Origin of the sequence: Streptomyces sp. WY228 (genome assembly GCF_019287315.1) — a bacterium.
GTDB classification, from domain to species: Bacteria; Actinomycetota; Actinomycetes; order Streptomycetales; family Streptomycetaceae; genus Streptomyces; species Streptomyces caviscabies.
In genome coordinates, this window is record NZ_CP079114.1 from 4,770,029 (window position 1) to 4,782,207 (window position 12,179).

Sequence of the window (12,179 nt, forward strand, 5' to 3'; positions counted from 1 at the left end):
TCTTCAAACGATTGCGTGCATGTCCAGGTTCTGTCTCAGCGGATCCGTTCCATCGGAGCGGCGATATTTTGCGCCAAACACCAGCTCGCGGGGCTTGTTCGGGTCCAGGAGCCGAGGATGTCCGGCGTCCCTCTGTGAGCCGGATCACGGTCCTTCGTGGTCCGGACCGGTCGGTGGGCCGTGGTTAGGATGGGTGTGCTCGGCCCCGTGGTCGAGGTGGTCAGACCCGGCCGTCCGGTGTCTGGTCCGAGGCTTGAAACCTCCGGCGCTCGTTAGACAGAACCCCGGAGGTTTTTTCGTGTCTGTCCTCCTGCCGTCCCGGCCCACCGATCCTGACCCCCGCCGCTGGTGGGCGCTGGCCGTGATCGCCCTGACCCAGCTGGTCGTCGTGCTCGACGCGACGATCGTCAACGTGGCCCTGCCCCAGGCCCAGCGCGAACTGGAGCTGAGCGACACCGAGCGGCAGTGGGTCATCACCGCGTACGTCCTCGCCTTCGGCGCGCTGTTGCTGCTCGGCGGACGCGTCGCCGACTACTGGGGGCGCAAGCGCAGCTACATGGTCGGGATGCTCGGCTTCGGGGCCGCCTCCGCGTGGGGCGGTCTCGCGCAGAGCGGGACCGAGCTGATCGCGGCGCGCGGCCTGCAGGGTGTGTTCGCGGCGCTGCTGGCACCCGCGGCGCTCGCGTTGCTGACGGTCACGTTTCCGGCCGGGCGTGAGCGCGGTACGGCGTTCGCCGTCTTCGGCACCGTCGCCGGTACCGGTGCCGCCGTCGGCCTGGCGCTCGGCGGTGTCCTGACCGAGTTCGCCGACTGGCGCTGGTGCCTGCTGGTCAACATCGTCTTCGCCGTCGTCGGCCTGGCCGGCGCCCTGATCTTCGTCTCCGAAAGCCGGGTCGAGGGCGGCAACGGCTACGACATCTGGGGCACCCTGGCCGTCACCCTCGGCTTGGCCGCCCTCGTCTACGGGTTCACCCTCGCCGAGTCCGGATGGACCGAGCCGGACACCATCGGCTTCCTCGCCGGCGGTCTGGTGCTGCTGGCGGCGTTCGTGTGGATCGAGGCCCGTGCCGCGCAGCCGCTGCTGCCGCTGCGGATCGTGCGGGACCGCGCCCGCGCCGGGGCGTTCCTCATCCAGGCGACGATCGGCGCCGTCTACATCGGGATGACCCTCTACCTGATGTTCCACCTGCAGATCGTGCTCGGGCTCTCCCCGCTGACGGCCGGACTCGCGAGCCTCGCGATGACCTTCGCGACCATGATCACCGCGCCCGTGGCCGCCAGGCTGCTGCCCACCAGGGGCCCGCGCGTCCTGATGGCCGGTGGGCCGCTGATCGCGGCGGCCGGGATGCTGTGGCTGACCTTCATCACCGCCGACGGAAGCTACTGGACCGAGGTCTTCGGCGGCCTGGTGGTCGTCGGCATCGGGATCGCCTTCGTGATCATCCCCGTGCAGAACGTCGCCCTTGCCGGCGTCGACCACCACGATGCCGGTGCCGCATCGGCCCTGGTCAACTCCGCCATGCAGATCGGTGGTTGCGTCGGTCTGTCGGTGTTCACCACGATCTACCTCGGCGCCGTTGAACGTTCCGCCGCGGCCGGCGGCGGCCAGGCGGCCGCCCTCACGGATGGCTACTCCTCGGTCTTCCTCGCCACTGCCGTCACCCTGGTGGTCGCGGCGGCCATCGCCGCGACCATGCTCCGGGGTCGCCGCCTCGCGGCCACCCCGCACCGGCCCGCTGAGGTGCCGGCCCACGTGGGCTGACGCCCTGATACCCGTACCGGCCGAGCCCACGGGCTGACGATGCCGCTGCTCGGCCCGTACGGTCCGGCCTTCAGGGACGGGAGCGGGGCCGGTGCCGGGACCTCGACCCACGTCCCCAGGCGTCGGCGGCGACGACCAGGCACACGGCCACCAGGACCACGTTCTTGACGACGTACTGCCCCTCCATGGTCGGCGCGGGGGAATGGGGCTGCCACATCGCGTCGGGGAGAAGGACGAGGGTCGAGAACACGCCGCCCATGTGGAGGAAGAACGCGACGAGCGCGGGGCGCAGCAGGCGGCGGCCGGCGATCAGGCCGATCCCGATGGCCGTCTCCAGCGCCGCGAGCGAGATGAGCAGGACCGTCTCCGGCACCAGGCCCAGGGTCATCTTCGTCGCCGCGTCCACGGCCAGCTGCTCCGCCGGGCTGGCCGAGGGGAACAGCTTCAGTACGCCGAAGCCGACGAAGACGATGCCGACCGTCGCTCTCAGCAGCGTCAGGGCGTGGGCGTCGACCAGCCCGGCCAGGTCGGTCAGTCGGTCTCCAACCCGCTGGCGTGGAGCGAGTGTTGAGGTCGTCGCGGTGCGTGGGGGCAGCGTCGGCTCTACGGTGCGGCTTCTCATGTGCGATCTCCCGCTGTTTCTGTGGGGGGTGGGAAAACGTGCATGGGCGGCCCGCGCGGCTCGTCGGGCGCCTGAGGCGTCGGTGGCAGCCGGTGCGGGGTGGTGCGCGCCTGGAGGTGGGGGCGGGGGAGCGGGGCATGGGGGCTGGATCCGTGGGCGGGGCGGGGCCGGTACGTGATCGACGGGCCGGCGCCGCCCTCTCCTCGCTTGGTCTAGACCATAGGGGTGAGGGTCGGGAGGGCGTCAAGGGGTGTGTCCCGTTGCGCTCGCCGGAAGGGGTGCATTCGCGCCATGTTGCTTCCGGATGCCCGGCGGTCGTCCGTCGAGGCGGCACGGTGAATGCCGTCACCCCGGGCCGGGTGCGGGCCGTGTCGGTCGGTGCGGGAGCGCTGTCGCACACCCCGGCCGCTTTGCCATGCGTACACCTGTAGTTCTCCTGCAATACACCCACGATTCTCATCGCCCCCTCATCTGCCGTTGATTGCGTTCCTTCCGGCCGCCCGGTCGGGCCGTACGACGAGGAGGCGCAGGTGTCACAAGCCGCAGGAGCAGAAGAGGACGGGCAGCCGCTGCACGTGGCCAGCAGGCTGCACGCGTTCAACCGGTTCGAGTTGAAGTATCTGGTGCCGGTCGAGGAGGCCGCGGCGATCCGGGACGAGCTGGGTGAGCGGATGGACCGTGATCTCAACAGCCCGGTGGGCGGCTACGGCGTGTGGAGCCTGTACTACGACACTCCTCAACTGCGCTTCTACTGGGAGAAGATCGAGGGACTGAAGTTCCGGCGCAAGCTGCGGATCCGCCACTACGGCGATCTCGACGCGGTCACCGACGACTCGCCGGTGTGCGTGGAGATCAAGCAGCGCGTCAACCGTGTCACGCAGAAGCGGCGGATCACTCTGCCGTACGGAGTGGCGCGGCGGCTGTGCGACGGCCGAGAAATGGTCGACCACAGCGCGAAGGAGAGCGCCTTCATCCAGGAGGTCCTCGATCTGATCGTACGGCTGAATCTGCAGCCCACCGCGATCACGGGCTACCAGCGCGAGGCCCTGGTCGGCCGGGACGCGGACACCGGGCTGCGGGTCACCTTCGACCGTCGCGTACGAGGCCGTGACCGGGACTTCCACTTCGGCACGTCCACCCCGGAGAACCGGTTCACCATCCCGCCGCACATGTCGGTGATGGAGATCAAGGTGAACGAGCGCACTCCGCACTGGATCACCGACCTCGCCGCCCGGCGCAACCTCAACCTGGTCCGGATCTCCAAGTACGTCCAGTCCGTCGAGGCGTTCGGCCTGGCGCCGCGCTCGGTCTTCCACATCAACGAGGCGGACTGCCCGCCGCCGCCCTCCCCCATCGAGCAGCAGCCGCACACGCTGCTGAAAGCAGGAGCACAGTGAACTTCGATCTGCAGGAACTCAGCGGGACGTTCAGCGTCGCCGACGTCGTGGTGGCGCTGGCGCTGTCGTTCGTCCTGAGCACGGTCATCGGCTACACCTACCGGTACACGCACCGCAACGTGTCCTACAGCCAGTCCTACGTCCAGACCCTCGTGATCGTCGGCATGATCGTCGCGCTGATCATGCTGATCGTCGGATCCAACCTGGCACGGGCGTTCACCCTGATGGGCGCGTTGTCGGTGGTCCGGTTCCGTAACGCCATCAAGGAGACGCGGGACGTCGGCTTCATCTTCCTGGCCATGGCCATCGGCATGGCCTGCGGCGCCCGCTTCTACACGCTCGCCGTGGCCGGCGCCGTGACCATCTGCGTCGTCATCCTGATCATGTTCAAGTTCAACTGGTTCGCCCTCGACGTACAGCGGCAGGTCGTCAAGGTGCAGGTGCCCACCGGCGAGGACTACGGCCCGGCGATCAGCGACGTCCTGATCAAGTACACCAGCGAGTACGAGCTGGTGAGCACGGAGACCATCCGCGGCGGGGCGCTGACCGAGGTGTTCTACACCGTGCGGATGAAGAAGGGCACCGAGCCGGGCGACCTGGTGTCGGCGCTCCAGGAGCGCACCGCCGGGCAGCGGGTCACGGTCCTGACCGGTTACGACACCACGGACCTCTGATGGCCGGCGACGAGCGGGACCCGGTGGTGGTGCCGGTGCGCGGACGGCGGCTCAAGGACCGGCTGCCGGTACGGCTGCGCCACCACTGGAAGCCGGCGGGGGCGCTGTGCGCGGGACTCGCGGTGGCGGTCTACTTCTTCGGCGACGCCCGCGTGTCGCCGTACGTCACCTCCGCATCGCGGGTGGAGGCCGACACCATCACCGAGGACGTCAAGGGCACCGTCGGCCTCTACGACGCGTCGGTGGCCCACCAGATTCAACTCACGTACAAGCAGACCGACTTCAACAAGATGATCAAGGAGTTCGAGGACGAGGGAACGAAGGACTACATCTCGGCCGACCTGACGATCGACGGCGTCCATCTGGAGAACGTCGGGATCCGTCTCAAGGGGAACTCCACCCTGATGTCCCTGCGGGGCAACGGCAAGGGCATGCCCGGTGGCGGCCGGAACCTGCCCGGTCGTGCCGGTGCCCAGCAGGGCGGCCCGCCCGCCGCCGGTCAAGGCGCGGGCGGGGGCGAGGGCCGGGACCGCGGCCAGGACACCGGCGGCGGTCCCGGCACTTCCCAGCAGCAGCCCGGCCAGGCCGCCCAGGGCGGTACGGGAGGCGACGCCGCCGGCGGCGGTCCGGCAGCCGCCGGTGGGGGGCCGGGCGGGATGGTGCAGTACGACCTGTCCGCCGAGAAGCCCGAGGAACTGCCCTGGCTGATCAAGATCGACGAGTACATCGAAGGGCGCGCCTACCAGGGAGAGCGGGAGATCTCGCTCCGCCCCGGAGCGAACGAGCAGGTGCCGTTGAACGAGGCGCTGTCGCTGTCGCTGACCGAGTCCTCCGGGCAGCCCGCCGAGGCGTACGGCTTCACCTCGGTGCAGGTGAACGACCGGCCCGCGGTGACCCGCCTGATGGTCGACAACCCGGACACCGAGTACGCCGAGGCCGTCGGCGACGGCAACGGGATCCTCTACAAGGCCCGGGCCGGTGGGAGCTTCGCCTACCGCGGGGACGACCCGTCCGACTACAAGAGCTCCTTCCGTCAGCTCAACAAGGTCGGCAGCCAGGACCTGAGCCCGGTCATGAAGCTGATCAAGTGGGCGGACGAAGCCTCCGACAAGGAGTTCGAGCAGGAACTGCACCAGTACGTGGACGTCGACTCGCTCGCCGCGTACATCGCCACCCAGAACCTGCTGCTGAACTTCGACGACATCTCCGGTCCCGGCAAGAACTACATGCTCTGGTACGACCTGGACACCAAGAAGTTCTCCGTCCTGGGGTGGGACTACAACCTCACCTTCTCCGGCGACACCGCAGCCGGCCCGGACGACAAGGTCAGCATGGGCGGCGGCCGGGGACGGGGAGGACAAGGGGAGCAGAACGGCGAAGGCGCCGCAGGCCGGCCGGAAGGGATGCCCGAGGGCATGCCCGAGCCGCCGGAAGGCATGGAACTGCCCGAAGGCATGGAGCTGCCCGAAGGGATGGAACTGCCGGAGGGGATGGAGCTGCCCGAAGGGATGCCCGGGGGCGGGAACGGCGAGCCGGGCGGCCGGGGCGGTTCGATGGGCGGGAACGCCCTCAAGGACCGGTTCCTGGAGTCCGACGCCTTCGACGCCGTCTACAAGGCGGCGTACAAGAAGGTCTACGCGAAGACCTTCGCCTCCGACACGGCGGTCGAGGCCCTGGACACCATCGCGGAGCAGGCCCGTGAGGCGGCCGGGTCCTCGAAGGAGCTGGACGCCGCAGTGGAGAAGCTGCGCACCACGGTGACCGAGCGCACCGCGGCGCTCGCGAAGAACAAGCAGGTCACCGGATGACCCCGGAGCCCGGGACGGCCACCCCCCGTCCCGGGCTCCGGCCGCCTCTCACAGCCGGTGCCGCTACCCTCGCGCGGCACCGCCCTCTACCCCAGTGAGCCGCACATGTCCCGCCCCGCCTCCGGGCCCGCCCCGGCCCGGTCCACGATCCTCGTGGTCGAGGACGACCCCAGCATCCGCACCCTGCTCACCTCCGCCCTGGGCGCCGCCGGACACTCCGTCGTCGCGGCCGTCACCGGTCAGGAGGCCATGTTCAAGGCGGGCGACCGGCAGCCCGACCTGATCGTCATGGACGTGATGCTGCCCGACGCCGACGGCTTCGACCTGACCCGGCAGCTGCGCGCCCAGGGCCTCTACACCCCGGTGCTGTTCCTCACCGCGCGCACCGAGGTCGAGGACCGCATCATCGGCCTCAGCTCGGGCGGCGACGACTACGTCACCAAGCCCTTCCACGTCCAGGAGGTGCTGCTGCGGATCCGCGCGATCCTGCGCCGTACCGGCTCCTCCGCCCCGGCCTCCGCCGGCCGTGCCCGTCCGCCCCTGCGCTACGGCGATCTCCTCCTGGACCAGGACGCGCACACCGTGCACCGGGCGGGCCGGCCGCTGAGGCTGTCGCCGACCGAATTCCGGCTCCTGGCCTGCCTGATGGCACAGGCCGACCGGGTGATCGAGAAACGCGCGATCCTCCAGGAGGTGTGGCAGTACGACTTCGCCGGCGACACCCGGATCGTCGACACCTACATCAAGAACCTGCGCCGCAAGATCGACGCCACCCCGCCCGCCCTGATCCACACCGTCCGCGGCGTCGGCTACTGCCTGCGCCTGGCCGACAGCAGCGGCGCCGGGACGCGAGAGCCGTGAGAAGCCGCCCGAGAGCCCCGCGCTCGCTGCGCACCCGGCTCGTGCTCATCGCCACCGTCCTGGCGACCTGCGCCGTCCTGCTGTGCCAGACCGCCGGACTGACCGTGCTGCGCTCCTGGCTCACCGACCAGATCGACGACCGGCTCACCGGCTTCAGACCACCCGGCCGCATATACGAGGACATTGCCGACGACGGCCGCCTGCACGTCCCCAGGAACGGCGACATCCTGCCCTCGGACTACCGCGTCTACATCTACGGCTCCGACGGCCGCCTGATGGCCGACTCGCTGGGCCGCAAGGACGACCGCGGACCACGACTCCCCGGCAGAACATCCCGGTTGACGTTGCGGGACAGTGCACCCGCCACCGTTCCCGCCGCCACCGGCGACGGCAGCTGGCGCGTCATCGCCGACTCCGGACCCGACCGCATCCGCGCCGTCGTCGCCCTGCCCCTGGACACCGTCGACGGCGCGACCACCAAGCTGCTGTGGTTCAGCGCTTCTCTCGGTGTCGTCGTGGCCGCCGGGGTCGCCCTGCTCGGCAACGCCGCCGTACGCCTGGGGCTGCGGCCCCTCTCCCGCGTCGAGGCCACCGCCCAGCGGATCACCGACGGGGCGCTGGACCTCCGCGTGCCCGACACCGATCCCGCCACCGAGGTCGGACGGCTGGGGCAGGCCCTGAACACCATGCTCGACCGGCTGCGCACCGCCCTGCACCGCACCGCCGCCTCCGAGCGGCAGATGCGCCGGTTCATGGCCGACGCCGGACACGAACTGCGCACCCCGCTCACCGCCGTCCAGGGCTTCGCCGAACTCCTCCACGACGACCCCCGCATGTCCGCCGAGCGCCGCGCCGAAGCCCACGCGCTCATCGCCGCCAATGCCGACCGCATGAGCCGCCTGGTCGACGACCTCTTCCTGCTCGCCAAGCTCGGCCACGCCCCCGGCCCCCACCCGGAACCCGTCGACCTGCTCTCCCTGGCCGCCGACAGCATCACCACCACCGCCGTACGCCACCCCGGCCGCACCATCACCCTGGAACCGCTCCGCACCGGCTTTACCGACACCAGCGGCCAGGAACTGGACGTCGTCGAGACCGTCGGCGACGCCGACCAGCTCGCCCAGGTCGTCACCAACCTGCTGACCAACGCCTGCACCCACACCCCGGCCCCCGCACGCATCCACGTACGCGTCGGCACCATGCGCACGAGCCTGGCCGCCGGGGGCCTCGACCGCCCCGGCCGCACCAGCGCCACCCCCGCCCTGCCGCCCGGCATCCCGGCCGCCGTGATCGAGGTGGCCGACACCGGCCCAGGCCTCGGCCCCGAGGACGCCCACCACGTCTTCGACCGCTTCTACCGGGCCGCCCCCGCGGACGCCGACGAACCCGGCAGCGGCCTGGGCCTCGCGATCGCCTCCGCCATCGCCGAAGCCCACCGGGGCCGCATCGAACTCGACACCCGCCCCGGGGCCGGATGCACCTTCCGCCTTCTCCTGCCCGCGCACTGAGACGGCATCGGGTGTCGGGCCCGGGCCGCGTCGGGCGGTGGGTACCGCCCCGTCGTCGCGGTACGGCACGCCGAAGGGCCCCGGGGCGTGCTGCACCCCGGAGCCCTGGACCACATCGCGAAGCTCAGCCCCTCAGGAGGCTCCGCCCCTCATCCCTCCAACAGCCCGCCCCGCGCGATCAGTTCCGCGTACCACCGCGCGCTGTCCTTCGCCGTACGCCGCTGCGACGCGAAGTCCACGTGCACGATGCCGAACCGCTTGCTGTAGCCGTACGCCCACTCGAAGTTGTCCAGCAGCGACCACAGGAAGTACCCGCGTACGTCCACCCCGTCCGCGATCGCCCGGTGCACGGCCGCCAGATGGGACTCCAGGTACGCCACCCGCTCCGGGTCGTGGACCTCGCCCTCCGGGTCGGCGTAGTCGTCGTACGCCGCGCCGTTCTCCGTCACCAGCACCGGCACGGACGGGAGTTCGTCGCGCAGGCGGGTCAGCAGTTCGTACAGGCCGTTCGCGTCCACCGGCCAGTCCATCGCCGTGCGCGGGCCCGCCGCCGGCGTGAACGCCACATGCTTCTCCGCGCCCGCCCACGGCGAGGGCGACTCCGACGTGCCCGCCGAAACCACGCTGGGGGAGTAGTAGTTGATGCCCAGCGAGTCGATCGGGGTCGACGTGACCTCCAGGTCGCCGTCCCTCACGAACGACCAGTCCGTCACCGCCGCCGTGTCCTCGACCAGGTCCTGCGGCAGCCGGCCGTGGAAGACCGGGTCCAGGAAGATCCGGTTCGCCACCGCGTCGATCCGGCGCACCGCGTCCCGGTCCGCCTCCGTGTCGGTCAGCGGGCGCAGGGCGTGCAGGTTCAGGGTGAGCGAGATCTCCGCCGTCTCCGGGAGGCGGTCGCGCAGGACCCGCGCGCCCGCGCCGTGCGCCAGGTTCAGGTGGTGGGCGGCGCGCAGGGCCGCGAGGTCGCTGGTCCGGCCGGGGGCGTGGACCCCGTTCCCGTACCCGAGGAACGCCGCGCACCAGGGCTCGTTGAGCGTGGTCCAGGTCGGCACCCGGTCGCCCAGCGCGCCCGCCACCAGGCCCGCGTACTCCGCGAACCGGTGCGCCGTGTCCCGCTCCGGCCAGCCGCCCGCGTCCTCCAGCTCCTGCGGCAGGTCCCAGTGGTAGAGCGTCGCCACCGGTCTGATGCCGGCCTCCAGCAGCTCGTCGACCAGCCGGCGGTAGAAGTCCAGGCCGCGCTCCACCGCCGGGCCCCGGCCGGTCGGCTGGACCCGGGGCCAGGAGACCGAGAACCGGTAGTCGGTGACGCCGAGTTCCTTCATCAGGCGTACGTCGTCCGGCATCCGGTGCAGATGGTCGGCGGCGATGTCACCGGTGTCGCCGTTGCGCACCTTGCCGGGCGTCCGGCTGAAGGTGTCCCAGATCGACGGCGTACGGCCGTCCTCGGCGGCCCCGCCCTCGATCTGGTAGGCGGCGGTGGCCGTGCCCCACCGGAAACCGGTCGGGAAGCGGAGCACCGTACCGGCCTCGGGGAGGGCGCCTGTGGAGGTCGCCGGGCGGGCATCGACAGCGGTCATGAGACTGACACTCCAGGAAGTGAGGGGGCGAGCAGATGGGGGGAGCGCGGATCAGCCCTTGACCGCGCCCTGCATGATGCCGCCGACGATCTGCCGGCCGAGCAGGCCGAAGACCAGCAGTACGGGCAGCGTGCCGAGCAGCGTGCCGGCCATGATCACCGACTGGTCGTTGACGTAGCCGCCGCCGAGCTGACGCAGCGCGACCTGCACGGTCGGCTCCTGCGAGGACAGCGCGATGATCGGCCAGAAGAAGTCGTTCCACGCCGTCATGAACGTCAGCATCCCGAGCACCGCCATCCCCGGCCGCGCGATCGGGACCACGATCGACCAGAAGATGCGGGCCGTGGACGCGCCGTCCACCCGGGCCGCCTCGATCAGCTCGTCCGGCAGCGACTGCACCAGGTACTGGCGCATGAAGAAGACACCGAAGGCGGAGACCAGGCCCGGCAGGATGACCGCCTGGAGCTGGTTCACCCACTGGAGTTCGGCGATCAGCATGAACAGCGGGATCACACCGAGCTGCGGCGGGATCATCATCGTCCCGATCGTCAGCGTCAGCAGGGCGTTGCGGCCCTTGAACTTCAGCTTGGCGAAGGCGAATCCGGCCAGCGTGCAGCACAGCACCGTGCCGATCGTGATCGAACCCGACACGATCAGCGAGTTCAGCAGCGCCTTGCCGATGTCCGCCTCTTCGAGGACCTGCTCGAAGTTCTTGATCAGGTTCGGTCCGGGCAGCAGGCTCGGCGGGACCTTCGCCATGTCGGCGTTGGACCGGCTGGCCGTGACGATCGTCCAGTAGAACGGGAACGCCGAGATGAGGAGGGCGAAGCCGAGGATCAGGTAGGAGAGCCAGCCGCCCTTCATCGTGCGGCCCGCGCCTCCCTTGCCGATGCGCCGGCCGGCCGGCGGGCTCTGCGGCGGATCGCCCTTCTCGGGCGCGGTCGGCGGTGCGGCGAGCGCGGTCATCGGCCGGCCTCCTTGCGTGCGCGGCGGCGCACGAGCAGGGCGTTGACCCCGACGAGCACCACGATCAGGACGAACATCACCCAGGCGATGGCCGCGGCCCGGCCCAGGTGGAAGAAGCCCCAGCCCTGCTCGTACATGTACAGGCCGAGGGTCTGGTACTGGTGCGAGATACCGCCGGAGATCGACCCCTCGAACAGCAGCGGCTCACCGAAGAGCTGGGTCGCGCCGATCGTCGAGATGATGACGGTGAAGACGATCGTGGGGCGCAGACCGGGCAGCGTCACGTGGAGGAACTGCCGCCAGCGCGAGGCCCCGTCCATCTCCGCCGCCTCGTACAGCTCGTGCGGGATCGACTGCATGCCCGCCAGGTAGATCAGCGCGTTGTACCCCGTCCACCGCCAGACCACGATCGACGACACCGCGATCTGCGAGGCGACCGTGCCGGTCTGCCAGTCCACCGGGTCGAAGCCGACCAGCCCGATCACATAGTTGATCAGCCCGAAGTCCTTGCCGAAGAGCTGCGCGAAGACGAGCGTCGCGGCGGCCACGGAGGTCGCGTACGGGAGCAGGATCGCGGTGCGGATGAAGGTCCGGCCGCGCAGCTTGTAGTTGAGCAGGTGCGCCAGGCCCAGCGCCATCGCCAGCTGCGGGACCGTGGACAGCACGCCGATGGTGAACGTGTTGCGCAGCGAGGTCCAGAAGTACTCGTCGGTGAACAGCGCCGTGTAGTTGGCGATGCCCCGCCACTCCATCTCGCCGCTGGTCTGGAGCTCGACGCGGTAGAGCGAGACGAACGCGGTGTAGAGGAGCGGGAAGAGGCCGAAGGCGAGGAAGAGCGTGAAGAACGGGGCGATGTAGGCGTACGGGGAGGCCTTGCGCCAGGTGCGCCGGAGCGCGGCGGCCCGGCCGTCGTCGGGGCCGGGCCCGGTTCCGGCGGGGCCGGGGGGCCCGGCCTTCGCGGTGGCGGTGAGGGACACGGTGCGGCCCTTCGGGATCGGGGGGCG

10 protein-coding genes are annotated in these 12,179 nt (G+C 70.6%); 6 read left to right on the plus strand and 4 right to left on the minus strand.

What is annotated here, in order from left to right; genetic code table 11:
* The first annotated feature begins 298 nt into the window (after positions 1-298).
* Positions 299-1,762, plus strand: coding sequence for an MFS transporter (locus KV381_RS20795; RefSeq protein ID WP_030633017.1), 1,464 nt, complete (start codon positions 299-301; stop codon positions 1,760-1,762).
* A gap of 70 nt (positions 1,763-1,832) precedes the next feature.
* Here KV381_RS20795 and KV381_RS20800 read toward each other — a convergent pair whose 3' ends face one another.
* Entirely contained in the window at positions 1,833-2,384 is a 552-nt protein-coding gene (locus KV381_RS20800; RefSeq protein ID WP_218785980.1) for a DUF417 family protein, read from the minus strand.
* 530 nt (positions 2,385-2,914) lie between these two features.
* Between KV381_RS20800 and KV381_RS20805 the strand changes: the two genes are divergently transcribed.
* The 5 genes from KV381_RS20805 to KV381_RS20825 all read left to right on the plus strand — a co-directional run bounded on the left by KV381_RS20805 (position 2,915) and on the right by KV381_RS20825 (position 8,632).
* The gene (locus tag KV381_RS20805; protein ID WP_373461067.1) at positions 2,915-3,781 is read left to right on the plus strand and encodes a polyphosphate polymerase domain-containing protein; all 867 of its coding nucleotides are present in this window, start codon (positions 2,915-2,917) and stop codon (positions 3,779-3,781) included.
* On the plus strand, positions 3,778-4,455 hold the full coding sequence (locus tag KV381_RS20810) for a DUF4956 domain-containing protein (RefSeq protein WP_030077503.1): 678 nt from the start codon (positions 3,778-3,780) through the stop codon (positions 4,453-4,455). The genes KV381_RS20805 and KV381_RS20810 overlap by 4 nt, the downstream gene beginning before the upstream one ends.
* Positions 4,455-6,263: a CotH kinase family protein gene (locus KV381_RS20815; RefSeq protein ID WP_103546999.1), complete on the plus strand. Its 1,809-nt coding sequence runs from the start codon at positions 4,455-4,457 to the stop codon at positions 6,261-6,263. Before KV381_RS20810 ends, KV381_RS20815 begins: the two co-directional genes overlap by 1 nt.
* Positions 6,264-6,368: 105 nt before the next feature.
* Positions 6,369-7,124 carry a response regulator transcription factor gene (locus tag KV381_RS20820; protein ID WP_103538457.1) on the plus strand — a complete coding sequence of 252 codons (756 nt, stop codon included), beginning with the start codon at positions 6,369-6,371 and terminating at the stop codon, positions 7,122-7,124.
* Positions 7,121-8,632 (plus strand): cell wall metabolism sensor histidine kinase WalK, encoded by a 1,512-nt coding sequence (locus tag KV381_RS20825; protein WP_103538458.1) that lies wholly within the window; start codon positions 7,121-7,123, stop codon positions 8,630-8,632. Before KV381_RS20820 ends, KV381_RS20825 begins: the two co-directional genes overlap by 4 nt.
* A 149-nt stretch (positions 8,633-8,781) precedes the next feature.
* On the opposite strand, the gene KV381_RS20830 is transcribed toward KV381_RS20825, so the two are convergent.
* The 3 genes from KV381_RS20830 to KV381_RS20840 are packed head-to-tail and all read right to left on the minus strand — an operon-like array spanning position 8,782 to position 12,152.
* Positions 8,782-10,209 carry a GH1 family beta-glucosidase gene (locus KV381_RS20830; protein ID WP_030077511.1) on the minus strand — a complete coding sequence of 476 codons (1,428 nt, stop codon included), beginning with the start codon at positions 10,207-10,209 and terminating at the stop codon, positions 8,782-8,784.
* A 51-nt stretch (positions 10,210-10,260) separates the two neighbouring features.
* Entirely contained in the window at positions 10,261-11,175 is a 915-nt protein-coding gene (locus KV381_RS20835) for a carbohydrate ABC transporter permease (RefSeq protein WP_030077513.1), read from the minus strand.
* Positions 11,172-12,152 (minus strand): carbohydrate ABC transporter permease, encoded by a 981-nt coding sequence (locus tag KV381_RS20840; protein WP_030077515.1) that lies wholly within the window; start codon positions 12,150-12,152, stop codon positions 11,172-11,174. Before KV381_RS20840 ends, KV381_RS20835 begins: the two co-directional genes overlap by 4 nt.
* Positions 12,153-12,179: the final 27 nt, after the last annotated feature.

Coding starts and splice junctions, on each gene's coding strand:
- KV381_RS20800 (WP_218785980.1), bottom strand. CDS start 2,384: ATGAGAAGCCGCACCGTAGAGCCGACGCTGCCCCCACGCACCGCGACG.
- KV381_RS20815 (WP_103546999.1), top strand. CDS start 4,455: ATGGCCGGCGACGAGCGGGACCCGGTGGTGGTGCCGGTGCGCGGACGG.
- KV381_RS20820 (WP_103538457.1), top strand. CDS start 6,369: ATGTCCCGCCCCGCCTCCGGGCCCGCCCCGGCCCGGTCCACGATCCTC.
- KV381_RS20830 (WP_030077511.1), bottom strand. CDS start 10,209: ATGACCGCTGTCGATGCCCGCCCGGCGACCTCCACAGGCGCCCTCCCC.
- KV381_RS20835 (WP_030077513.1), bottom strand. CDS start 11,175: ATGACCGCGCTCGCCGCACCGCCGACCGCGCCCGAGAAGGGCGATCCG.